20 protein-coding genes are annotated in these 24,057 nt (G+C 51.5%); 13 read left to right on the top strand and 7 right to left on the bottom strand.

Translation table 11 applies throughout. The features are described from left to right. The first annotated feature begins 7 nt into the window (after window positions 1–7). Together gatA and gatB are read left to right on the top strand one after the other, a co-directional pair. The gene (gene gatA, locus OSH01_RS07805) at window positions 8–1,531 is read left to right on the top strand and encodes an Asp-tRNA(Asn)/Glu-tRNA(Gln) amidotransferase subunit GatA (RefSeq protein ID WP_266123520.1); all 1,524 of its coding nucleotides are present in this window, start codon (window positions 8–10) and stop codon (window positions 1,529–1,531) included. After that, window positions 1,531–2,988 carry an Asp-tRNA(Asn)/Glu-tRNA(Gln) amidotransferase subunit GatB gene (gene gatB, locus OSH01_RS07810; RefSeq protein WP_266123521.1) on the top strand — a complete coding sequence of 486 codons (1,458 nt, stop codon included), beginning with the start codon at window positions 1,531–1,533 and terminating at the stop codon, window positions 2,986–2,988. The genes gatA and gatB overlap by 1 nt, the downstream gene beginning before the upstream one ends. Before the next feature lie 50 nt (window positions 2,989–3,038). Here gatB and OSH01_RS07815 read toward each other — a convergent pair whose 3' ends face one another. Further along, window positions 3,039–3,668: a TetR/AcrR family transcriptional regulator gene (locus tag OSH01_RS07815; RefSeq protein ID WP_266123522.1), complete on the bottom strand. Its 630-nt coding sequence runs from the start codon at window positions 3,666–3,668 to the stop codon at window positions 3,039–3,041. A 253-nt stretch (window positions 3,669–3,921) separates the two neighbouring features. Here OSH01_RS07815 and OSH01_RS07820 point away from each other — a divergent pair, with 253 nt between their 5' ends. From OSH01_RS07820 to OSH01_RS07835, 4 genes are all read left to right on the top strand, one after another. After that, window positions 3,922–5,352: an efflux transporter outer membrane subunit gene (locus OSH01_RS07820; RefSeq protein WP_266123523.1), complete on the top strand. Its 1,431-nt coding sequence runs from the start codon at window positions 3,922–3,924 to the stop codon at window positions 5,350–5,352. A gap of 71 nt (window positions 5,353–5,423) precedes the next feature. Continuing rightward, a complete protein-coding gene (locus OSH01_RS07825; protein ID WP_266123524.1) occupies window positions 5,424–6,500 on the top strand; it encodes an HlyD family secretion protein in 1,077 nt (358 codons plus the stop codon). Between the two features lie 3 nt (window positions 6,501–6,503). Then, entirely contained in the window at window positions 6,504–9,263 is a 2,760-nt protein-coding gene (gene rbbA / locus OSH01_RS07830) for a ribosome-associated ATPase/putative transporter RbbA (RefSeq protein ID WP_266123525.1), read from the top strand. A 12-nt stretch (window positions 9,264–9,275) separates the two neighbouring features. After that, window positions 9,276–10,397 (top strand): ABC transporter permease, encoded by a 1,122-nt coding sequence (locus OSH01_RS07835; protein ID WP_266123526.1) that lies wholly within the window; start codon window positions 9,276–9,278, stop codon window positions 10,395–10,397. A gap of 91 nt (window positions 10,398–10,488) precedes the next feature. Here the strand turns inward: OSH01_RS07835 and pyrE are convergent, their stop codons facing one another. Next, window positions 10,489–11,160 carry an orotate phosphoribosyltransferase gene (gene pyrE / locus OSH01_RS07840; RefSeq protein ID WP_266123527.1) on the bottom strand — a complete coding sequence of 224 codons (672 nt, stop codon included), beginning with the start codon at window positions 11,158–11,160 and terminating at the stop codon, window positions 10,489–10,491. A 79-nt stretch (window positions 11,161–11,239) separates the two neighbouring features. Then, entirely contained in the window at window positions 11,240–12,616 is a 1,377-nt protein-coding gene (locus OSH01_RS07845; RefSeq protein ID WP_266123528.1) for an aminotransferase-like domain-containing protein, read from the bottom strand. Between the two features lie 187 nt (window positions 12,617–12,803). On the opposite strand from OSH01_RS07845, the gene dctP reads away from it, so the two are divergent. The 7 genes from dctP to OSH01_RS07880 all read left to right on the top strand — a co-directional run bounded on the left by dctP (window position 12,804) and on the right by OSH01_RS07880 (window position 19,435). After that, window positions 12,804–13,844: a TRAP transporter substrate-binding protein DctP gene (dctP, locus tag OSH01_RS07850; RefSeq protein ID WP_266123529.1), complete on the top strand. Its 1,041-nt coding sequence runs from the start codon at window positions 12,804–12,806 to the stop codon at window positions 13,842–13,844. A 91-nt stretch (window positions 13,845–13,935) separates the two neighbouring features. Further along, entirely contained in the window at window positions 13,936–14,457 is a 522-nt protein-coding gene (locus tag OSH01_RS07855) for a TRAP transporter small permease subunit (RefSeq protein WP_266123530.1), read from the top strand. Then, window positions 14,454–15,767 carry a TRAP transporter large permease gene (locus OSH01_RS07860; RefSeq protein WP_266123531.1) on the top strand — a complete coding sequence of 438 codons (1,314 nt, stop codon included), beginning with the start codon at window positions 14,454–14,456 and terminating at the stop codon, window positions 15,765–15,767. The genes OSH01_RS07855 and OSH01_RS07860 overlap by 4 nt, the downstream gene beginning before the upstream one ends. A 25-nt stretch (window positions 15,768–15,792) precedes the next feature. Beyond that, window positions 15,793–17,067 carry a hydroxymethylglutaryl-CoA reductase, degradative gene (locus OSH01_RS07865; RefSeq protein ID WP_266123532.1) on the top strand — a complete coding sequence of 425 codons (1,275 nt, stop codon included), beginning with the start codon at window positions 15,793–15,795 and terminating at the stop codon, window positions 17,065–17,067. A 202-nt stretch (window positions 17,068–17,269) separates the two neighbouring features. After that, the gene (locus OSH01_RS07870) at window positions 17,270–17,668 is read left to right on the top strand and encodes a DoxX family protein (RefSeq protein WP_266123533.1); all 399 of its coding nucleotides are present in this window, start codon (window positions 17,270–17,272) and stop codon (window positions 17,666–17,668) included. 33 nt (window positions 17,669–17,701) lie between these two features. Then, the gene (locus tag OSH01_RS07875) at window positions 17,702–18,520 is read left to right on the top strand and encodes a DODA-type extradiol aromatic ring-opening family dioxygenase (RefSeq protein ID WP_266123534.1); all 819 of its coding nucleotides are present in this window, start codon (window positions 17,702–17,704) and stop codon (window positions 18,518–18,520) included. Between the two features lie 117 nt (window positions 18,521–18,637). After that, entirely contained in the window at window positions 18,638–19,435 is a 798-nt protein-coding gene (locus tag OSH01_RS07880; RefSeq protein WP_266123535.1) for an exodeoxyribonuclease III, read from the top strand. Window positions 19,436–19,603: 168 nt separating this feature from the next. Here OSH01_RS07880 and OSH01_RS07885 read toward each other — a convergent pair whose 3' ends face one another. From OSH01_RS07885 to atpA, 4 genes are all read right to left on the bottom strand, one after another. Then, entirely contained in the window at window positions 19,604–20,026 is a 423-nt protein-coding gene (locus OSH01_RS07885) for a F0F1 ATP synthase subunit epsilon (RefSeq protein ID WP_266123536.1), read from the bottom strand. Between the two features lie 9 nt (window positions 20,027–20,035). After that, window positions 20,036–21,454 (bottom strand): F0F1 ATP synthase subunit beta, encoded by a 1,419-nt coding sequence (gene atpD, locus OSH01_RS07890; RefSeq protein ID WP_266123537.1) that lies wholly within the window; start codon window positions 21,452–21,454, stop codon window positions 20,036–20,038. Window positions 21,455–21,501: 47 nt separating this feature from the next. Continuing rightward, a complete protein-coding gene (gene atpG, locus OSH01_RS07895) occupies window positions 21,502–22,410 on the bottom strand; it encodes a F0F1 ATP synthase subunit gamma (protein WP_266123648.1) in 909 nt (302 codons plus the stop codon). A gap of 88 nt (window positions 22,411–22,498) precedes the next feature. Further along, window positions 22,499–24,040 (bottom strand): F0F1 ATP synthase subunit alpha, encoded by a 1,542-nt coding sequence (gene atpA, locus OSH01_RS07900; protein ID WP_266123538.1) that lies wholly within the window; start codon window positions 24,038–24,040, stop codon window positions 22,499–22,501. Between the last annotated feature and the right edge of the window lie 17 nt (window positions 24,041–24,057).

A 24,057-nucleotide genomic window follows, 5' to 3' on the forward strand; every position in this document is an offset into this window, starting at 1 on the left:
GTCCATTATGTCTCTACACTCAGATTACCCTAGCATTGCTGCCGCACGTCACGCTTTGGCCAACAAACAGGTCAGCGCGCGCGAACTGGCTGAGCAAGCCATGGCTTATGCTCAACAGCAACAAGCCCTGAACGTTTTTGTCGAACAAAACCACGAACTCACCCTAGCTCAGGCTGCACTGGCTGATCAACAATTAGCCAATGCTCAGGCTGGTCCTTTGTGCGGTATTCCTATTGCTCACAAAGACCTTTTTGTAACCCGCGACTGGCACACAACAGCATGCAGCAAAATGTTGGGCCAATACCTCAGCCCTTTTGATGCCACAGTCGTGCAAAAGCTGAGCGCTGCAGGCGCCGTATCGCTGGGCAAGCTGAACTGCGACGAGTTCGCCATGGGCTCGCGCAATGAAAGCTCGGTCTTCGGTCCGGTACACAACCCCTGGAACCCAGCGCTAGTGGCTGGTGGCTCCTCGGGTGGCTCGGCCGCAGCCGTCGCGGCTGGCCTGGTCTTCGCAGCTAGTGCCACCGACACGGGGGGATCTATTCGTCAACCTGCAGCCCTTTGTGGCGTCAGCGGCATCAAGCCCACCTATGGCACTATTTCCCGCTACGGCATCATTGCTTACGGCTCCAGCTTAGACCAAGCAGGCCCTATTGCCCGCAGCGCCCAAGACTTATTGGAAATGTTGTGCGTCATGACGGGCTTTGATGAAAATGATGCCACCAGCTTAGAGTTTTGCGATGAGCAAGCCAACACTGGCGAGCGTATTCGCCACGAATATCAAACGACACAAACTAGCTACGACCAACAAGGCAGCCTGCCCTTAAAAGGCGTACGCATTGGTGTGCCCGAGCAATTCTTTGGCGAAGGTCTAAATACGGAGATTGCCGCCAGTGTCGAGGCCGCCTTAAAGGTCTACGAAGGCTTAGGCGCTGAGCGCGTCAGTGTGCAACTGCCTCTCACAGAGCTCTCCATTCCTGCTTACTATGTCATTAGTCCTGCCGAGGCCTCAACGAACTTATCTCGCTTTGATGGCGTACGATACGGCCACCGAGCCGCACAGTACCACGACCTAGCCAGCATGATCAGCCGCTCCCGTGCCGAAGGTTTCGGCCCTGAAGTGGTGCGCCGCATTCTGGTGGGCACCTACGTGCTTTCCCACGGCTATTACGATGCCTACTATGTGCAAGCTCAACGTGTGCGCCGCATGATTGTCAATGACTTCCAAAAAGCATTTACACAATGTGACGTCATCCTAGGGCCCGTCACCCCGCAACTAGCAGCCGCTATTGGAGCTCAAGCCAACGACCCCACGGCCGAATGGTTGGGCGATATTTATACCTTAGGCGTGAACCTAGCGGGCTTGCCCGCCATGTCTATACCTTGTGGCTTTAGCACCACCACGGAACGCCCCTTGCCTATAGGCTTACACCTTATCGGCAACTACTTTCGCGAAGGCCAATTACTGGCTTTTGCTGATCGCTTCCAGCAAGCCACCGATTGGCATCAACGTCAACCAGGACAAAAATAATGGAATGGGAAATTGTGATTGGGCTGGAAACACATGCCCAACTTTCTACCGCATCGAAAATATTCTCCAATAGCAGCACCCAATTTGGAGCCTTAGCTAATACCCAAGCCAACGCCGTCGACATGGCCTTGCCTGGCGCCTTGCCAGTGTTTAACAAAGGGGCTGCCGAGCGTGCTATACGCTTTGGCCTTGCCGTGGGTGCACAAATCGCTCCTCGTTCGGTCTTTGAGCGTAAAAACTACTTTTACCCCGATCTCCCCAAAAACTACCAAATTAGCCAAATGGAAATTCCGGTAGTGTCAGGTGGCAAAATCCACTTTATGCTGGGCGATGAAGAGCGCGTCATCAACCTGACGCGCGCCCACCTTGAAGAAGACGCGGGTAAATCTTTGCACGAAAACTTTCGTGGCCCGCATGGGGAGCCGTCTACCGGTATTGACTTAAACCGAGCAGGAACACCTTTGCTCGAAATCGTCTCCGAACCTGAAATGCGCTCAGCAGCAGAAGCTGTTGCCTACGCACGTGCGCTGCATAGCCTAGTGGTGTGGTTAGGTATTTGTGATGGCAATATGCAAGAGGGTTCATTTCGAGTCGATGCTAACGTCTCTGTGCGCCCTAAGGGGCAAACCACGCTAGGCACTCGCTGTGAGTTAAAGAACATCAACTCCTTCCGCTTCCTAGAACGTGCCATTCAATATGAAGCTCGCCGTCAAATCGAGCTCATTGAAGACGGCGGTAAAGTGACTCAGGAAACGCGTCTTTACGACTCCGACAAGGACGAGACTCGCAGCATGCGCAGCAAAGAAGATGCACACGACTACCGCTACTTCCCAGATCCTGACCTGCCACCGTTAATAATTAGCGCCGACTGGATTGCCCGCGTACAAGCAGAGATGCCAGAGCTGCCAGCCCAGAAACGCGCTCGTTTTGAGCAAAACTTCGAACTGAGCAAGTACGATAGCGCCCAATTAACCGTTGACCGTGCTACCTCTGACTACTTTGAAGCCATTCTGGTAGCCGCCTCACCGGCACAGGCCAAACTGGCGGCGAACTGGGTGCTAGGAGAGCTGTCTTCTACCTTGAACCGTCTCGAACTGAATATCAGCGAATCTGCCATCAACCCTGCACAATTGGCTAAACTTATTGAGCGGATTGCCGACAACACGATTTCAAACAAAATCGCTCGAGATGTCTTTGCACTGATGTGGGACGGCGAACACAACGGTGATGCCGACGCCATCATCGCCGCCAAAGGTCTAAAGCAAATCACCGACACGGGCGCCATTGAGGCCATGGTGGACGAAGTGCTGCAAGCGAACCCCAGCATGATCGAACAGTATCGCGCGGGTAAGGACAAGGCGTTTAATGCTTTGGTAGGCCAAGTAATGCGTATCGCTAAAGGCAAGGCAAACCCGCAGCAAATCAACGACCTACTTAAGCAAAAACTAGACAGTTGAGTGAAAGTGAAAAGCAGGTTAAGCCGCAAGGCTTATCCTGCCTGGCATGTTCACCGTTCCAGCAACTCACACAGTAAATCAATGTGCCCTTGTTGGTAGTCAGCCAAATTTTTATGACGTCGCTGACCGAACACAACTTGCGCCAGTAGTGCATGCACCACTGGCGCCAAGGCCAGCCAAGGCTCTCGCACCACCACACTTGTGGTGGCTCGTTCAGAACCGCCAAAAGGCTCAAGCGCTTTGCCAAGTAAAGCCAAGTGCGGCTGAAGTACATTCTGCTCCCACTGAGCGACCAAATGCGGCATACGCGCACTCTCGGACACCAGCAAACGCAGTGTATTGACGCTTGTCGGAGACATCAGTGTATGGTGCAGTTGATGCACCAACCACGTGGCAATAGGCCGCACCCCATGCTGCGCATCGTACGCAGGCATCCCCGACCAGTCTGGCGGAGTAAACGAGCGCTGCAATAATGCCGCAAACACCTCGTCTTTACTTTTAAAGTGGGCATAGAGCCCCCCCTTAGACAAACTGCAGCGCTGCGCAATATCGTCCATACGGGTTGCAGTGAAACCGCGCTCGGAGAACTCAATCAAAGCGCCGTCCAGAATTTGCTCTATCCGGATCTCTGGAGCCAAACGCAAACGCACGCGCCCTAAGGCTTGGGATGGTACAGGCATAGTTGAATACTCATCAATCATATTGTATCTGGTCATTTTTAATGTCTATAATATCACTAACGACCGACTAGTCGGTTTTTAATGACATGTCATCATATCCACACGAATAAAATGGGTATTTGCGGTATCGTACTGTCATGCTCTTGCTCTACTCATCCATATAGCGAAGATTTAATGCATGCAAGCGGCTCCCATCCTCAATTGCCGATGCGCCTGCTCTGGCCTCACGGGCTCACCTCATTGGTTAAAAAACATGAAAGAATTCTCTCTTAGCTTGTATTCCCCAAAGCTACGTTATTTAGCTAGCATGGTTACGCTGATGGCAGTGGCTGGATGCGGGGCGCTAAACTCAACGCCAACTCCCTCCCCGCTACCCGTCGCTAACCACTACCCGGGCCAAACGGCCTCCCAAGATAACGCCGCCCTAAATAGCGACTGGCGTGTTCATTTCACGGACCCACAACTGCAACAGCTCATTTCGATTGCACTAGAGAACAACCGCGATTTACAAACCGCCGTCTTACGAGTGGAGGAAGCACAAGCCATCTATGGAATTCAGCGCTCAGACCAATGGCCAAGCTTAGGTATCGGTGCCGAAGCGGGGCGTGCCAAAGTGCCGGGTGACCTGAACATGAGTGGACAATCGATGGTCTCCGGAAAATACGAAGCGTATGCGGGGATGAGCACTTGGGAAGTTGATCTTTGGGGACGCGTACGTAGTTTAAAAGAAGCTGCCTTACAACAATACTTAGCCACTGACTCCGCACGCCGCGCTGTGCAAATCAGCCTTATCAGCGGCGTGGTCAACACTTGGTTAAGCTTAAGCGAACTGAACGAGCGCCTCCGATTAGCAGAGGAAACCATTGCCTCCCGACAAGCCTCTTTAGATTTATTTACGCACCGCGAAGCGGTTGGTGCGGCCTCTATGCTGGATTTGACCCAAGCTCAAACTCTTTTAATCCAGGCCCAATCGCTTGCCGCTCGCCTTGAGCAAGAGCGCGCCGCGCAAAACCATGCTCTAGCCCTTTTGTTGGGCGCCAAGGATACGCCTGAACAACCAGCCCAAAGTCTTGCTTATCTGGCTACGCACATCGCCCCCGTGCAGCCCGGACTACCAGCCCAGTTGCTCACCGCGCGCCCCGACATAATTGCTGCTGAACAACGCCTACTCGCTTCTCACGCCAATATTCAGGCAGCACGTGCGGCCTTCTTTCCAACCATCACCTTAACAGGTGCGTTTGGCTCATCCAGCGCCGAGCTAAAAGGCCTATTCGACAGCGGCAGTAAAGCGTGGTCTTTCCTGCCTAGCATTTCTTTACCCATCTTTGATGGCGGACGACGTCAAGCCAACCTAAGTCTGGCTGAAGTACGCAAAGACATGGCTATTGTGAACTATGAAAAAACCATTCAAACGGCTTTTCGTGAAGTCGCCGATGCGCTATCTAACCGTGAATGGCTAAACAAACAAGTCCACATCCAAGAACAGGCCTTACAAACCCAGAAACAAAGGGCGCAGTTGGCTCAAATGCGTTACGACAGTGGGGCTTCAGGCTATCTTGAAGTGCTGGATGCACAACGCAGCCTGCTTGATGCCGAGCAAGGGCTGGTACAAACCCGTCGGCTGCTGTTGTCTAATCAAGTGCTGTTGTACGCCGCCCTAGGAGGGGGAGCCTCGCCCTCCTAGCCTGACTCACCGGATACCAACGCAAAAAACACCTCTTTTAATTATTGAGATCAACACCACAAGGCTTGCAGATGGCTACCTCACTTACGCTCAAAAAAACTGTTTTTATCGCTGCCCTCGTCCTTTTAGCCGGTGCTGGCTGGTATGCATGGCAGCATTTTTCCGATGATCAACCTGCAGAAGGCTTTGCCCGCGGCAACGGACGTATCGAAGCAACCGAGATCGACATCGCGACCAAGCTACCTGGCAGGGTAGACGAAATCAAAGTGGGCGAAGGCGATTTCGTACAAGCTGGCCAAGTGTTAGCGGTCATGCAACTTACCACCCTACAAGCACAACGCGACGAAGCTTTGGCCATGAAGCAACAAGCCATTCATGCCGTGGCCGCCGCGCAAGCTCAAGTGACGCTGCGTGAAAGCGACGTTGAGGCGCTTAATGCCGTGGTACTACAACGTGAGTCGGAACTAGATGCCAGTCGTAAACGTTTAGCCCGTTCGGAAAGCCTCGCCAAAGGAGGCGCTTCATCACGCCAAGAACTAGATGATGATCGCGCGCGAGTCAATAGCGCACAAGCAGCACTCACCGCGGCCAGAGCTCAAGTGGTCGCAGGTCGCGCTGCCGTCCAAGCAGCCAAAGCACAAGAAATCGGAGCAAGCTCCCAGGTGACGGCCGCTCAGGCCACCATCGCCCGAATCGAAGCCGATATCGATGACAACTCCTTGAAATCCCCCCGTGATGGACGGATTCAGTTTCGCGTCGCACAGCCTGGTGAGGTCTTAGGGGCGGGGGGGCGTGTACTGAATTTAGTTGATCTCTCTGATGTGTACATGACCTTCTTCCTGCCCGAGGCCATTGCCGGACGAGTGGCGATGGGCACAGACGTGCGGATTGTTCTTGATGCGGCCCCCGAATATGTCATCCCCGCCCAAGTCTCCTTCGTCGCCAGCACGGCACAATTTACCCCCAAGACTGTAGAGACAGCAAGCGAACGACAAAAGCTCATGTTCCGCGTCAAAGCACAGATTCCTCCCGAACTGCTGCGCAAACATCTTCAGCAAGTCAAAACCGGTTTGCCTGGGGTCGCGTGGATCAAATATGACCCCAAAAAGGAATGGCCTGCCAATTTGAACGTGCGTCTGCCGGAGTAAACCATGCCTCAAGCCGCTTCCTTTATTGCCCAACTACACGGCGTTAGCCTGCGTTATGGCAAAACCGTGGCGCTGGACAAGTTAGATCTCGATATTCCTGCTGGAAAGATGGTCGGCTTAATTGGCCCTGACGGTGTCGGCAAATCCAGTTTGCTTGCCTTGATCGCCGGCGCACGCGCAGTCCAGCAAGGAAGCGTCATTGCTCTGGGGGCCAGCATGGCTGACCGCTCACATCGTCAAGCGGCTTGCCCCCGTATTGCTTACATGCCACAAGGGCTAGGAAAAAACCTTTACCCCACCCTCTCTGTTGAGGAAAACCTGCAGTTTTTTGGTCGCTTATTTGGCCATGGTGCGGCCGAAAGGCGACGACGGATCGACGATCTTACCCGCAGCACGGATTTGGATAAGTTTCTAGACCGGCCTGCTGGAAAACTCTCTGGCGGGATGAAACAAAAGCTGGGCTTGTGCTGTGCTCTGATCCATGACCCCGACCTCCTAGTGTTAGATGAGCCCACAACAGGCGTAGACCCTTTGGCACGCGCTCAGTTTTGGGATCTGATCGCTCGCATCAGGCTAGAGCGTCCCACGATGAGCGTCATCGTCGCCACCGCATATATGGATGAGGCTCAGCGGTTTGATTGGCTCGCCGCAATGGATAATGGGAAAATCCTGGCTACAGGCACTCCAGCCGAACTCTTACAAAAGACCCACGCTGAATCACTGGAAACGGCGTTCATCCGCTTATTGCCAGAAGAAAAAAGACGGGGTTACGAACCCGTCCATATTCCCGCTCTCGACGTTGACGACACCGACATTGCCATTGAAGCGCAAGGCTTAACCATGCGTTTTGGTGATTTTGTAGCGGTTGACCACGTCAGTTTTAAAATCCGGCGGGGAGAAATTTTTGGTTTTCTGGGATCTAATGGTTGTGGTAAATCCACAACCATGAAAATGCTCACCGGGCTGTTACCCGCCAGCGAAGGCAAAGCATGGCTATTTGGCAACGAAGTCGATCCTCACGACATCGAAACCCGCCGTCGCGTGGGCTATATGTCACAGGCTTTTTCTCTTTATAGCGAACTCACAGTAAAACAAAATCTGGTACTGCACGCCCGCCTGTTCCATGTCCCCGAGGCAGATATCCCCGCCCGCATCCATGAAATGAGCCAGCGCTTTGAGCTTGAGCAAGCCATGGATAGCCTCCCTGGCAGCCTGCCGTTAGGTATGCGTCAACGCCTATCGCTCGCTGTGGCCATGGTGCATCGCCCCGAGCTTCTCATCCTAGACGAACCCACCTCAGGGGTGGATCCCATCGCAAGAGATAACTTTTGGCGTCTTCTCATTGAGCTATCACGGCGAGACAAAGTAACTATTTTTATCTCGACCCACTTTATGAACGAGGCTGCACGCTGTGACCGCATGTCCATGATGCATGCAGGCAAGGTGCTAGATAGTGATACGCCGGCGGCCCTAGTAAAAAAAAGGGCGGCCAACGATCTGGAAGATGCCTTTATCGGGTATTTACTCGAGGCCAGCGGCCAAACGCGTGAGGAGCCTGTGTTGGCTGGCTCACCCAGCAGCCAAGATGCCCCCCCAGTGGTCAGCACTGCCCCCTCTACCCCATCACAGCGCCCCTCACGCTTTAGTCTGCAGCGAATGCTAAGCTATACGTGGCGTGAGGCGCTTGAGCTTCGACGAGACCCCGTACGTGCCACCTTAGCCCTGGCCGGCTCCGTCATCCTGATGTTTGTCATTGGTTTCGGCATTAGCATGGATGTTGAAGATTTACGCTACGCCGTACTTGATCAAGACCAAAGTAGTATTAGCCGCGACTATGCCCTGAATCTGTCAGGATCTCGCTACTTTATTGAGCGCCCACCGCTCAATAACCATAACGAGCTGGACGAACGCATGCGCAGCGGTGAACTTTCCCTGGCTTTGGAAATCCCGCAGGGGTTTGGCCGTAAGGTGCTTCGCGGCGAGAACGTAGAAATCGGCGCCTGGATAGACGGCGCTATGCCCACGCGGGCAGAAACCGTACAGGGCTATGTTCAAGGCATGCACAGGCAATGGCTTGCTAGGCAGGCGAGCGAGCGTTTAGGTATGCCTTTACAAGGCGTTGCCCAAATTGAAACTCGCTATCGATACAACCCTGATGTCAAAAGCTTGCCTGCTATCGTACCCGCCGTCATCCCCTTATTGTTATTGATTTTGCCTGCTATGCTCACAGCGCTTGCCGTGGTGCGAGAAAAAGAGTTGGGCTCAATCATCAACCTGTACGTTACCCCCGTCACCCGAAGTGAGTTCTTACTAGGTAAACAACTGCCTTATATCGGCCTGGCAATGGTGAATTTTTTACTCATGAGCGCACTGGCTGTCACTGTGTTCGGTGTCCCCATAAGCGGCAGTTACGCCACCCTCTTTCTTGCCGCTTTTCTGTTCAGTATTATTTCTACTGGCATGGGGCTGTTGGCATCGGCGGTAACACGCAGCCAAATCGCCGCGATGTTCTTTGCCATGATTGGCACCCTGATTCCCGCCACACAATTTGCCGGGCTGCTAGACCCGGTGTCTTCGCTAGAAGGGGCAGGCAAACTTATTGGGGAGATCTACCCTGCAACCCATATGTTTGCCATCAGCAGAGGCGTATTTAGTAAAGGCCTTAGCCTTGCAGATTTACACTATGCATTCTGGCCCCTGCTACTCACGATCCCCATCATTATGGGCGTAGCAATCGCTTTACTAAAAAAACAAGATAACTGAGCCAGGAACGACATGTATTTCGCTAACATCTATCGCCTCGGCATCAAAGAAATCTGGAGTCTGTTGCGCGACCCCATGATGCTGATATTAATCGTCTATACTTTTTCAGTGTCGGTATACACCGCGGCAACAGCCATGCCCGAGACCCTGCACCACGCCCCTATCGCTATCGTGGATGAAGATCACTCTCCCCTGTCAGCTCGCATCGCTAGTGCTTTCTATCCGCCTAACTTCAACCCGCCCGCCATGATTACCCCTCAGCAAATGGATGCGGGCATGGACGCCGGCCACTACACTTTCGTACTGAATATACCGCCTAATTTCCAACGAAATATACTAGCCGGTCGCCACGCTGAAATTCAACTCAACGTCGATGCCACCCGCATGAGTCAAGCATTCAGTGGCAATAATCACATTCAACAAATCGTAATGGCCGAAGTCAACGAGTTTGTCCAAGGCTATCGTAGCAATACAGTATTGCCAGTGGAACTAGTCATGCGGGCACGCTTTAACCCTACCCTGGAAAAGACCTGGTTTGGCGGCGTGATGCAGATTATCAACCATGTCACGATGCTCGCTATTATTCTGACAGGTGCCGCCTTAATCCGTGAGCGCGAGCATGGCACGATCGAGCACTTATTAGTTATGCCTGTGACACCAGCAGAAATTATGCTGGCCAAAGTGTGGTCCATGGGGCTAGTGGTGCTTGTCGCCGTGGCGGCCTCACTACTGCTAGTGGTGCAAGGCTTACTCAACGTACCCATTCAGGGCTCAATTCTGCTTTTCTTAGCAGGTGCTGCGCTTTGCCTGTTTGCCACCACCTCCATGGGTATCTTTCTTGCTACCTTAGCGCGCAGCATGCCTCAGTTCGGTCTGCTACTGATGCTGACCCTGTTGCCACTGCAATTACTATCTGGTGGCATGACTCCACGAGAAAGCATGCCCGCCCTTGTACAAGACATTATGCTCTTGGCACCCACCACGCACTTTGTCGACTTAGGTCAAGCCATTTTGTACCGAGGCGCCGGTATCAGCGTAGTTTGGAAGCCATTTCTGGCCTTGCTCGCCATTGGGATTGCCTTGTTTGCTCTGTCCCTCAGCCGCTTTCGCAAGACAATCAGCCAGATGGCTTAACGTGTCATTTACATTAACCGCGCCACCATTCGTACGTGGCGCAATCACCCCGGCCACCGATAGGCGGCTAGGGTTAGCTCTGTGGCGGTAACTACACGCCGTAACGTTGGCGATAAGCATCTACTTGCTCGTGATGAGCCGCTAGGGTCTCATCATTCCGCAAGAAATCCAAAATATCATGCAAAGAGGCAATACTCACCACCGGCATGCCAAATTTTTGCTCTACGTCTTGTACCGCAGAATGCTCAGAAAGAATCTGATCGTTGCCTGCACGTTCCATACGGTCAAGGGCGATCAATACGGCGACGGGTTCGGCACCTGCTGCGCGGATAATTTCTACCGACTCACGTACAGAAGTTCCTGCCGTAATCACATCATCAATAATCACTACCTTACCCTGCAAAGGGGCGCCCACTAATACCCCACCCTCGCCATGCGCCTTGGCTTCTTTGCGATTAAAAGCGAAGGGAACATCGGTGTGGCAATCAGGGTGTGCAGACAGTGCAATCGCCGTCGCGGTAGATAACGGTATCCCTTTGTATGCTGGACCAAATAGCATATCGAAGCTAATACCCGCATCCAACAGCGCCTGCGCATAAAATTGTGCTAAACGACCGACGCTGGCTCCGGTATTGAACAAACCTGCATTAAAAAAGTATGGGCTGATACGCCCGGACTTCACTTTGAACTCACCGAAGCGCAGCACCCCTTGCTCCAGCGAAAAGCGCACGAAATCACGGCGATTGCTGTGTATGGCCGACATAAAATAGATCTATAAAAAAAGATGAAGTTCTTATTATTTCATAGCCAAGCATAAGCGTACACGACCATCACGCGCTCACTCAGCCTCGCCCTCCCCTAACAGGCCTTAACCACCCACGCAAAAAATCTAAAAAACGCTCATCCATGGCATACGCGATATTGACCCGCATTGCCCTAGCGACACGCTTGTCCGGCATAAAAATACTCCCAGGGGCGATGAAAATACTGCGCTGGGCTGCCGCACTTAAAAACGCTGCCTCGTCAAGCTCGGAAGGCAACAAGACCCACAAATAGAACCCTCCAGAAGGCGGGCTAAATACGTTCAAGCCAAGTTCAGTCAAAGCCCGATACACCTGCTTTTGAGTACGTTGCACCAGCACCTTTAAACGCCTCAAATGTTTTAAGTATTGCCCGCGAACAATAAGGTCATACACCGTACGCTCCGCCCAATCAGAAGTGGCCACCAAGGTCAGCATTTTTAAGTCGCACAGAGCAGACAGAATTTTTTCTGGCCCGGTCACATATCCTACTCGTACACCTGCGGATAGCGTTTTGGAAAATGTACCCACATAAATCACTCGAGCCAGTTGATCTAAGGTGGCTAAACGAGGACTATCGACAGGTAAAATATCAGCGAATGGATCGTCCTCAACCACATAAAACTGGTGTTGCTCGGCTAGCGTTAAAATACGATGACAAACAGGTAGCGTTGCACTAGTACCCGTAGGGTTATGAGCTAAAGTCTGAGTAAAAAACAACTTTGGTTTATGCGTTTTGCACGCTAGCTCTAACTCTGCCAAGTCTGGTCCATCAACGCCACGTCGTACACCTACAATTTGTATATTGCAGTATTGCAACTTGCCGAATAATGGATAATACCCAGGGCTATCAACCAAGACCACATCGCCTGGATTCAGGCAATAGCGGGCTACTAGGTCTAAAGCATGATTAGCACCATAGGTAAGTAATACACGTTCAGAGCCAACCTTAATACCACGCTCACGTAGCATCAAGGCGATATGATCGCGTAAAGGCTCATAGCCCCAAGGGTTACCGTAACCATGATCCATAGTATCGTTCGTAGCCACTTGATTGCGTACCATTTTGTCCAAACCCCGTGCCCAACTGCTGGGTAAGCGACCATCCCCCACTCGCACCTCGTGCTGGCGTATCAGTTGTTCGCGTAATAAAGACACCGTATCCAAGGCTTGAACAACATGTGGCTGCAAGCTGCCCGTATTCAGCGTATCAGTTTCGGCTACAAAATAGCCTGACCCAGGACGAGCCACTAATAAGCCTTGCGCCACTAAGCGATCATAGGCGTCAGACATGGTGTTTTTCGACACACCATAGCGCGCAGCACCACTACGAATCGACAGTAAGCGCGTGCCGGCAGATAAACGCCCTGCCTCTATGTCTGCCCGAATCGCTCCGACAATTTGATAAACCGGCCTCATTCCGTTCTCCTAGGGTTAATGCGTACCTTCGCATAACCTGGGACAGTTTGCACACTGACCCAACAACTGTACCTTGTATTGTCCCATTTTAATTTCTATTATGGGCCCACATTGTCGCTTTAAAGTATGACATTTCTATCTCTTATTACACGCAGAGATAAGCCATAAGCACCATTTGGAGGAAAGTATGAAACAAATCTCTCGCCGCACCTTGATTAAAGGCCTAGGCATGGCTGGCGTCGCCACGCTGGGCGCAGGCGCTCATATTGCACGCGCTGCAGATACCGTAAACTGGCGTATGCAAGCTCTCTGGGACGGGGGCACCACACCACAAAAATTTGAAGAATATTTTGTCAAGCGTGTTGCTGAGTTGACCGATGGACGCTTTAAAATTGACCTGTACTCAGCAGGCCAATTAGTGCCCGCCAACCAAGCATTTGATGCGGTACGCGGTGGAGCCTTCCAAATGATGAAGACTTTTGACGGCTACGAAGCAGGCAAAATACCAGGCTTAGCCTTCACCAGCACTGTTCCCTTTGGCTTTCCTGAGGGAGATCAATATGAAGCATGGTTTTATGAGTTGGGAGGCATAGAACTAGCTCGCGAAGCCTACGCGCCAGCTGGCTTGTACTATATCGCCCCCACCGTCTACGGCCCTGAGCCCATCCACTCCAAAGTACCTATCGAAAGCATTGCCGACTTCAAAGGTAAAAAAGGACGATTCGTGGGCTTAGCCTCTACGGTTATGGGTTCCTTAGGCGTATCCGTCACACCCTTGCCAACTGGCGAGGTCTATTCAGCGCTAGATAAAGGCGTTATTGATCTGGCTGACCGCGGCGACTTAACGGCTAACCTAGAGGCGGGTTTAGGCGAAGTGGCCAAATACATCATTATGCCTGGCCCACATCAACCTTCTACCGCTACTAGCTACGTTGCCAATAAAGCCGCTTACGACAAGCTGCCTGAAAGCTTCAAAGTGGCTCTGGCTACGGCAGCCCGTGACACATCTGCGGCCTTACGTCAACACATCATGGTAGCCGACGGGAATGCCCTAGAGGCGTTCCGCAAACAAGGGGTGACCGTCAGCTCTTTGGATCCTGCGGAAGTTGCACAGGCGCGTAAGCAAGTGGTCGAAGTATGGCGCAAGGCAACCAATAACAATCCAAACGCGACCAAGATGCTAGACAGTCAAATAGCATTCTTGGAGCGCCTGGGCCTGCTGACTTAAGCAGCTCACCTGCACCACGCTGCAGCCAGCTCAACAGTGAGTTGGCTGCAGCCCGTATATCTCTTCCCTTTGATGCTCCGGACCAGAAGCCATGCAGCATGCCTTGCGTACCTATATACGCCTGATAACCACCCTGAATCGCTGGCTTTTTCAGCTAGCTGCCGCCCTTATGCTGATCATCGTACCTGTGATGCTCTATGAGGTAACTAGCCGTTATGTGTTGAACGCTCCCACCACATGGGGAATGGAACTGGCGGTACTACTGTTTGGACCGTACTTTCTGCTGGGCGGCCCATACCTCATGCACATAGGTGGCCACGTCAACTTAGACATCGTGCGCCGACGCTTAGCGCCACTACCGGGAAGAATCCTAGACTCGATTAACTTCACCGTCATCATTTTATTTTGCAGCATCCTCATGTATTACTCGTGGCCATTAGCCGTGCAAGCGTTTGAATACAAAGAAACAACATTCTCGGCCTGGAACCCACCTTTGTGGCCCTATAAATTTACTGTGCCTGTCGCTGCCGCCTTACTTGGCCTACAAACCCTGGCCGAATTCATCCATATTTGGCTCGATCCCACTGCCCGCTACAAGGAAGAAATAGCATGACCCCTAACATGATCTTATTACTCATGTTCGGCGGGCTAACGCTGTTCATGCTGACTGGCCTACCCATTGCCTTCGTATTAGGCGGCCTCTCGCTATTATTGACTGTCACTCTGTGGAACCCCGAGTCTGTCATTATTATTGTGCTGCAAGTGTTTGACACCATGCGCTCTGAAGCACTACTTGCCATTCCCTTGTACATACTCATGGCAGGAATCTTGCAACGATCAGGCGTTATTGAAGACCTGTATCGCACGATGGAGCTTTGGTTTGGTCGCTTGCGTGGTGGCTTGGCCATAGGCACGGTACTAATTTGTGTCGTGATGGCGGCCATGACTGGCGTCGTGGGTGCCGCGGTTACCGCGATGGGCGTGCTAGCCTTGCCCGAAATGCTGAAACGCAAATATGACCCCGCCTTGGCGACAGGTACGATTTGCGCATCGGGCACTTTAGGTATATTAATTCCTCCGTCAGTCCTGACTATCGTCTACGCGATTACCGCTCAGGTCTCAATAGGAAAAATGCTGATCGCAGGATTGGTGCCTGGCATTATTCTTGCTGTTCTGTACATTTTGTACATCCTTACCTTGGCCTACACCCGTCCCCACCTAGTGCCTAAAGGCAGTGGCGATGCGGTATCACTGCGTACTAAGCTGGCAAGCCTTAAGCAGTTAATCCTGCCGATTATGCTTATCGTAGCCATATTGGGCTCCATCTTTTTCGGTATTGCTACGCCTACCGAAGCGGCAGCTGTAGGAGTGGCAGGTGCGGTCATCGCTAGTTTTCTACGTGGACAATTAAACTTTGCCAACTTACAGGAGTCAGGTCTACAGGCATTAAAAGCTACCGCCATGATTCTTTGGATCACTGTAGGCGCCAAAGCTTATGTCGCTATCTTTACAGGACTAGGCGGTGCCGACACCTTAATGAACTTCATTCGTGACCTGAATGTACATCCGTACATGATCTTGGCGTGCATGATGTTAATTTTGATTTTTCTTGGCACGGTACTGGACGAGATTGGCATCATTTTACTGACCGTCCCCGTATTCCTACCCATTGTGCGGGCATTGGGCTTTGATGAGATTTGGTTTGGTGTGCTGTATGCAATCACCATCCAAACTGGTTATATCAGCCCTCCGTTTGGCTACACCCTGTTTTACATGAAGGGGGCCTTACCACCGTCAATCAATATGACTACCGTTTATCGCGGTGTGTTTCCCTTCATGCTCTTACAAGTCGTTGCGCTAATCCTGATCGCCGCCTTCCCAGGTATGGTGACATGGTTACCACGGCTCATGAGCGGCGCTTAAGCTTCACCACATCAAGGACTCTTCAATGAGCAACACTACACCTAGCTCCCGTCTTTCGGGTTTCCATAAACTCAGCCCAGAAGAACGACTACAACAAACGGCTGACTTTGCTCAGTTGGACGCCGACACGCAAGCTCATTTGCGTAACATGGGCAATATTGACCCACAGTTAGCGGACCGTCTGATAGAAAACGTGATCGGCACCATGAACATCCCACTAGGGATTGCCACCAGCATGAAAGTGGATGGCCAAGATCACATTATTCCCATGGCCACCGAAGAGTCTTCGGTAGTGGCGGCAGTATCTAACGCAGCACGTCAATGCTACGACCACCAAGGCTTTATCACTTCCATGTCTGGCACTCACATGATTGCGCAGATTCAACTCGTACAATCGCCCAATCCCCATGATAGTCGCCTGCGTATTCTTGAGCGTAAAGAAGAAATTCGTCAATTGTGCAATGAGTGCGACCCTATCTTGGTGAAAATGGGAGGGGGCTTCCATGACCTACAGGTGCGTGTGCTACAAACCGAAGGCGGCCCCATGGTCATCACCCACCTTATTGTGGACACCAAAGATGCCATGGGTGCGAATGCGGTAAATACCATGGCTGAAACTCTGGCCCCTCATCTTGAGCAATGGACGGGCGGCAAGGTGTATTTACGCATTCTGTCTAATTTGGCAGACCAGCGTTTGGCCCGCGCACGCGCCGTTTGGCCTTGTGCTGCTATTGGTGGTGCAGCGGTGCGCGATGGCATTATTGCTGCTTATCAGTTTGCTGCCGCCGACCCTTACCGCGCCGCTACCCACAACAAAGGCATTATGAACGGGATCTCTGCCGTCGTCTTAGCCACGGGTAACGACACCCGTGCTGTCGAAGCAGGTGCACACGCCTATGCCGCGCGTCACGGTCATTACGGTTCATTAACACAATGGGAAATCACCTCGGAAGGTGATCTAGCAGGCAGTATCGAAATACCCATGGCGGTGGGCCTAGTGGGCGGAGCCACCAAACTGCACCCCACCGCACGCGCATGTTTACAAATCCTTCACGTCCAGACCGCTGAGCGGTTAGCACGTATTATTGCCGCTGTAGGGTTAGCGCAGAATTTCTCGGCCCTCAAAGCGCTTGCTACTACAGGGATACAGAAAGGGCATATGTCACTGCATGCACAGAACATCGCCATGATGGCTGGCGCCCTAGGCGAAGAAATCGCTACGGTCGCTGATCGTTTGGTCGCACTAGGTAAAGTGCGCGTAGATATCGCTCTAGAAGAGCTCAAAAAATTACGTTCATAACGTCTCATCTACTTGAAATCAGCCGCTCAATTGAGCGGCTTTTTCGTCTACAGCTATGTTGCAATGACTCACTCAACCCTCTTTACCTAGTATTTTTTACCTAAAATAAGATTTTTGCGCTACAAAGATACAGTAACTTCGAGCTATGCCAGGCTATATATAGCTGTGCCCTCCTTCGTTATTCTTTTAATTAGGAAGAGTTATGACTCAGCTTAACAGTACAACACAAAGCGCCACCTTATCCTTACTCAGAGTGGTATCTGGGTACTTACTCTTGGTGCACGGTACAGCCAAAATCCTAGGTGTACCTAAACTTGAAATGTTTACCAACCTGCCAGTGCTATCGTTATATGGTGCGGCGGGCATCCTAGAGCTCATACTAGGCGCACTGATTCTTGTAGGTTTATTTAGCCGTAGTGCGTGCTTTATTGCCTCGGGTCTGTGTGCGGCCGCCTACTTCATCGGTCACGCAGACAGCACAAGCATACTCCTACCTTTAACCAACGGTGGCGAGGCGGCAGTATTGTTTTGCTTTATGTTTTTAGGGCTCAGCGTGTTTGGCCCTGGCCGTTTTAGCATTGATGCCTTACTGCAAAAATAATTCCCTTATTAAACAGACAAGAGTGTTAGCGATATGAGCTCCACCGTGCTACTCCCTACTTACTTTATCTCACACGGCGGCGGGCCGTGGCCTTGGATAGCCGAGGCTCAAGCAATGTATGCCCCGCTACGGGCGGCCTTGGCGAGCATCCCCGAGCAACTTAGCACGCCTCCAAAGGCCATACTGATGGTGTCGGCCCACTGGGAGGCGGAACAAGAACCTTTGCTGGTGATGGCTGCTGATCAACCTAGCATGCTGTATGACTACTACGGTTTTCCACCGCATACCTATCAGTTGTCTTACCCTGCTACCGGTCTGCCTGTATTGGCCCAAGAAGTACAAGCGCTATTAACTACAGCAGGTATACCTGCTGTACTAGACTATGAGCGTGATTTTGACCACGGTGCCTTTGTACCGGCCTACTGCATGTACCCCGAAGCACAAATTCCCATGCTGCAATTGTCCATTCATAGCGACTATGATCCACAAAAGCATATAAACATTGGCCAAGCATTACGTCCTTTGCGTGAGCAAGGGGTGCTTATTATTGGTAGCGGCCTAAGCTACCATAATCTACGCAATATGGGCCCTGGCGGGGTGCAGCCTTCGGCCCAGTTTGACCGTTGGCTACATGAAACCCTAGGCAATCATGAGCACCCAGAACAACGCTTGGAGGCTTTACGGCAATGGGAGCAAGCTCCTTCAGCACGTATCGCGCACCCGCGCGAAGACCATCTCATTCCTCTGATGGTGGCCATTGGCGCCGCACAAGAGGCCGTCGCCCATAGATTCCACCATGAAACTCAAGCTTTTGGTGGGCTCACTGTCTCTAGCTATCGTTTTGACAACTAGCATCAGTCTCTAGCAGCATTTATTCGTCTTGGGCCGAGCAAGCTCTACATGACGTGCTTTTAGCTGCAAAACTAGGACAAATAGGCTACAGTTTGAGGCACTTAATGGAGATCTGATTTGCTAAAAGTGACCTCACTAAATGTTAATGGTATACGGGCGGCCTTTCGCAAGGGGCTGCCCGCTTGGTTAGAACAGGAGCAACCGCATATTATCTGTATGCAAGAAATTAAAATTAGTGCCCCTGATTTAACCGATGAAATGCGCCACCCCGGCCCGTATCAAGGCCACTTTCACCATGCTGAGAAAAAAGGTTATAGCGGCGTTGGCTTATACCTGAACCCGCAGGCCGAGTCGGTTGCCATGGGTATGGACTGCCCCGAATTTGATGCTGAAGGTCGTATCTTACGCGCCGACTGGCAGGGATTAAGCGTAGTCAGTGCTTACTTGCCGTCGGGCTCTAGTGGTGATGAACGACAGCAAGCCAAATATCGTTTTCTTGACCATTACGAACGATGGATAGACGCTCTGATGCAAGAGCACAACGACACAGGGCGCGAGTTCATCCTGTGTGGTGACTGGAATATCGCACATCACGAGGCTGACCTAAAAAACTGGAAAGGTAATCTTAAAAACAGCGGCTTTTTACCTGAAGAAAGAGCTTGGATGACCAAGGTCTTGTCCGAAATGGGCTGGGTAGACGTGTACCGCAAACTCCATCCAGACACCACCTCGGAGTGCTATACGTGGTGGAGTAATCGAGGCCAAGCTTGGGCCAACAATGTTGGGTGGCGGATTGATTACCAAATCGCAACACCGGGCATCGCTGCCAAAGCATTACGTGCAGCGGTTTATAAAACAGAACGTTTCAGCGACCACGCACCACTGACCATAGAGTACGACTGGAGCTTATCCTAAAGCTATTGAATAAAGGATGGATACCGCAGCTTAAATGCACTGCATGCCAACTACTAAGAAGGGCTTTACTCGTATCATAGAGGGGCCCCTTCACTGTAGAACGATAATACAAATAAAAAGGCACTCATCAATAGATGAGTGCCTTTTAACTATCATGGATCTAACAGCTTAGCGTCTGGCCATTTCCCTGATGCGACGAGCCGCCGCTACCTGAGCTGCCAACATCGCCAGCTCGGCTTCCACTGCCGCAACACTTGCCTTGTCTTTGGTATCTACCAAGGCTTGCTCTGCACGCTCACGCGCCGCCAAGGCCTTAGCTTCATCCAAATCTGCAGCACGAATAGCCGTATCCGATAAAACGGTGACTGTTCCGGGCTGAACTTCGAGTATGCCGCCGGCCACGAAGATTAGCTCCTCACGGCCATCATCCATAACGATCTTCAGCGTGCCGGGACGAATCCGGGAAATCAAGGGCGTGTGTCCGGGTAAAATACCCAGCTCGCCTGATTCACCGGGCAGCGCCACGAATGTTGCTGTACCAGCAAAAATCGATTCTTCTGCACTTACCACGTCAACATGAAGAGTAGCCATGCTTAATCCTTACTGAATGGTCTTGGCTTTCTCGAAAGCCTCGTCGATGGAGCCAACCATGTAGAAGGCTTGCTCTGGCAGCTCATCACACTGACCTTCAACAATCATCTTGAAGCCACGGATGGTATCGGCCAATGAAACATACTTACCAGGGGCACCAGTAAACACTTCGGCTACGTGGAAAGGCTGTGACAAGAAACGTTGAATTTTACGTGCACGAGCAACGGCTTGCTTATCTTCGGTGGACAATTCGTCCATACCCAAAATAGCAATAATGTCACGCAGTTCTTTGTAGCGCTGCAATGTCTGCTGTACAGCACGAGCTACTGTGTAGTGCTCTTCGCCCACAATTTGTGGATCTAGCTGACGGCTACTGGAATCTAGAGGATCCACAGCGGGGTAAATACCCAAAGAAGCAATGTCACGAGACAACACAACTGTGGAGTCCAAGTGCAAGAAAGTAGTTGCTGGCGATGGGTCAGTCAAGTCATCCGCAGGAACGTAAACGGCCTGAATGGACGTAATAGAACCTGTTTTTGTGGAAGTAATACGCTCTTGCAGTTTACCCATTTCCTCAGCCAATGTAGGCTGATAACCCACGGCGGAAGGCATACGACCCAACAGCGCAGATACTTCAGTACCAGCTAGGGTGTAGCGGTAAATATTATCAACGAAGAAGAGAATATCGCGACCTTCGTCACGGAATTTTTCCGCCATCGTCAGACCGGACAACGCTACACGCAGACGGTTACCTGGAGGTTCGTTCATCTGACCAAAAACCATGGCCACTTTGGACTCGCTCAGGTTATCTTTCTGAATAACACCAGCATCGCTCATTTCGTAGTAGAAGTCGTTACCTTCACGGGTACGCTCACCTACACCAGCAAATACGGACAAACCGCTGTGCTGTTTAGCAATGTTGTTAATCAATTCCAGCATGTTAACGGTTTTACCGACACCGGCACCACCGAACAGACCTACTTTACCGCCTTTTGCAAAGGGGCAAACCAAGTCAATAACTTTAATACCTGTTTCCAGCAACTCTACTGAAGGCGACAATTCGTCGAACTTAGGAGCATCTTGGTGAATGGAGCGTAGCTCGTCGGACTCAATAGGACCGCCTTCGTCAATCGGGCGACCCAGTACGTCCATGATGCGACCCAATGTACCTTTACCAACAGGTACCGAGATTGGTCCGCCAGTACTGGCCACTTCCATACCGCGACGCAAACCATCGCTGGAACCCATGGCGATAGTGCGTACTACACCATCACCCAACTGTTGTTGTACTTCAAAGGTCAGGCCTTTTTCCGCAAACGAATGATCTTCAACGAGCTTAAGCGCGTCATAGATTTTTGGAATGCTGTCGCGGGGGAACTGAATATCCACCACGGCGCCGATGCACTGAACGATGGTACCGTTGCTCATGTTTAGTCCTTGCATAATAACTTAAATGGTATGCCTGGCAGCGTCACTTACACTGCAGCGGCACCCCCCACGATTTCAGAGATTTCTTCGGTAATAGCGGCCTGACGGGTCTTGTTGTAGACCAATTCCAACTCACCAATCACCGACTTCGCGTTATCCGATGCTGCCTTCATGGCGACCATCCGAGCAGACTGCTCAGAAGCCATGTTTTCAGCAACGGCTTGGTAGATCAAACCCTCTACATAGCGATGCAACAAATCGTCAATGACAGATTTTGCATCGGGTTCGTAGATGTAATCCCAACCATATTGCGACGTCGATGCTTCGTTATTTTCAATTCCCTCGTCACCAACCTGAAACGGGTCTTTCAATCCAGTAGGCAAAGGCAGCAAACGAATAAACGTAGGCTCTTGCTTCATGGTGTTGATAAAGCGTGTGCTAGCGAGGTATACAGCGTTGACTTTACCTGCCATATAGTCATCCAGCTGTACTTTAACCGCGCCAATCAAACGCTCTAGATTAGGCTCATCGCCCAGTCCAATTTCTTGGGATACCAGTTTGCCACCAATACGCGCAATGGTACCGGCCGCTTTACTGCCAAGAGCGGTCAACTGAGTGGAGACGCCTTTTTCATCAAAGTCACGCAGACTGCCCAAAACCAAACGCAAAATATTAGTATTTAAGCCGCCGCACAGACCTTTATCTGTACTGACAACAATAATACCAACCGCTTTGGTTTCGCTAGACTCAACCATATAAGGATGAGTGTAGTCGGGGTGAGCCTGCATCAAGTGCGCCGCAATAGCGCGCACTTTCATCGCGTAGGGACGACCAGCACGCATTCTATCTTGCGCTTTACGCATTTTAGAAGCCGCGACCATCTCCATGGCTTTGGTGATCTTGCGCGTGTTTTGCACGCTCTTGATCTTTGTACGAATTTCCTTAATTCCGGCCATCACACTTTCCTGTAAGGGCATGTTCGGGGTTCATGCTCAAGCATCAACCCCTTTAACCGTGACCCCAAATGTGGGGCCAGCAGAGAGCTTAGAATACGCCGTTCTTTTTAAAGTCCTGAATGGCTGCGACCAATGCAGCTTCATCGTCTTTAACCAGTTCAAGCTTGCTCTGAATACTCTCAACCAAGCTGGCGTACTTATTACGCAAGTGATCCTTCAAGCCTTTTTCGAAAGGCAGTACTTGCTCAACCTCGAGGTCATCAAAGTAGCCATTGTTAATGGCGTACAAGCTGACACCCATTTCCCAGACCGCTACCGGCTGGTACTGAGGCTGTTTAAGCAGTTCCACTACGCGTTTACCACGCTCTAGCTGACGGCGTGTTGCTTCGTCTAGATCGGAAGCAAACTGCGAGAAAGCGGCCAGCTCACGGTACTGCGCCAAGTCGGTACGAATACCACCGGAAACTTTCTTAATTAACTTAGTCTGCGCCGCACTACCTACGCGAGATACCGATACACCGGCGTTAATCGCAGGACGAATACCCGCGTTAAACAGATCAGATTCCAAGAAAATCTGACCATCAGTAATGGAAATCACGTTAGTGGGAACGAAAGCGGAAACGTCACCAGCCTGGGTTTCAATAATGGGCAGCGCGGTTAAAGAACCCGTTTTGCCTTTTACTTCACCGTTAGTGAATTTCTCTACGTACTCAGCATTCACACGAGCAGCGCGCTCTAGCAAGCGGGAGTGCAGGTAGAATACGTCACCTGGGTAGGCCTCGCGACCTGGAGGACGACGCAACAGCAACGATACTTGACGATATGCCCAAGCTTGCTTGGTCAAGTCATCATAAATAATCAGGGCATCTTCGCCGCGATCGCGGAAATACTCACCCATGGTACAACCGGAGTAAGGCGCCAAGTACTGCATCGCGGCTGACTCAGAGGCTGAGGCTGCCACAATGATGGTGTACTCAAGAGCACCGTGCTCTTCAAGTTTGCGTACTACGTTGTTAATGGTCGATGCTTTTTGACCAACAGCCACGTAAATACACTTAACTCCTGTACCCTTTTGAGCCAAGATGGTGTCAACGGCTACTGCAGTTTTACCTGTTTGACGGTCACCAATAATCAACTCACGCTGACCACGGCCAACCGGCACCATGGAGTCAATTGCTTTCGTACCCGTTTGCAGAGGCTGCGATACGGATTGACGAGCAATAACGCCAGGCGCTACTTTTTCGATAACGTCTGTTAGTTTGGCGTTGATGGGGCCTTTGCCATCAATAGGGTTACCCAGTGTATCTACCACGCGACCACATAGTTCGGGGCCTACGGGTACTTCCAGAATACGACCAGTGGTTTTAACTGGATCGCCTTCGGAAACGCTGGTGTACTCACCTAGAATCACCGCACCTACAGAATCACGCTCAAGGTTGAGCGCCAAACCGAACACATTGTTCGGGAATTCAAGCATTTCGCCTTGCATCACGTCGGACAGACCGTGAATACGGGTAATACCGTCAGCCACGGATACTACCGTGCCTTGCGTGCGAACGTCAGACGATGCGCCCAAGCCTTCAATGCGGCTCTTGAGCAGTTCGCTGATCTCAGACGGATTAAGTTGCATGTTCAGACTCCTGAAAT

The sequence above is a fragment of the Alcaligenes endophyticus genome, assembly GCF_026344035.1.
Lineage (GTDB): Bacteria > Pseudomonadota > Gammaproteobacteria > Burkholderiales > Burkholderiaceae_B > Alcaligenes > Alcaligenes endophyticus.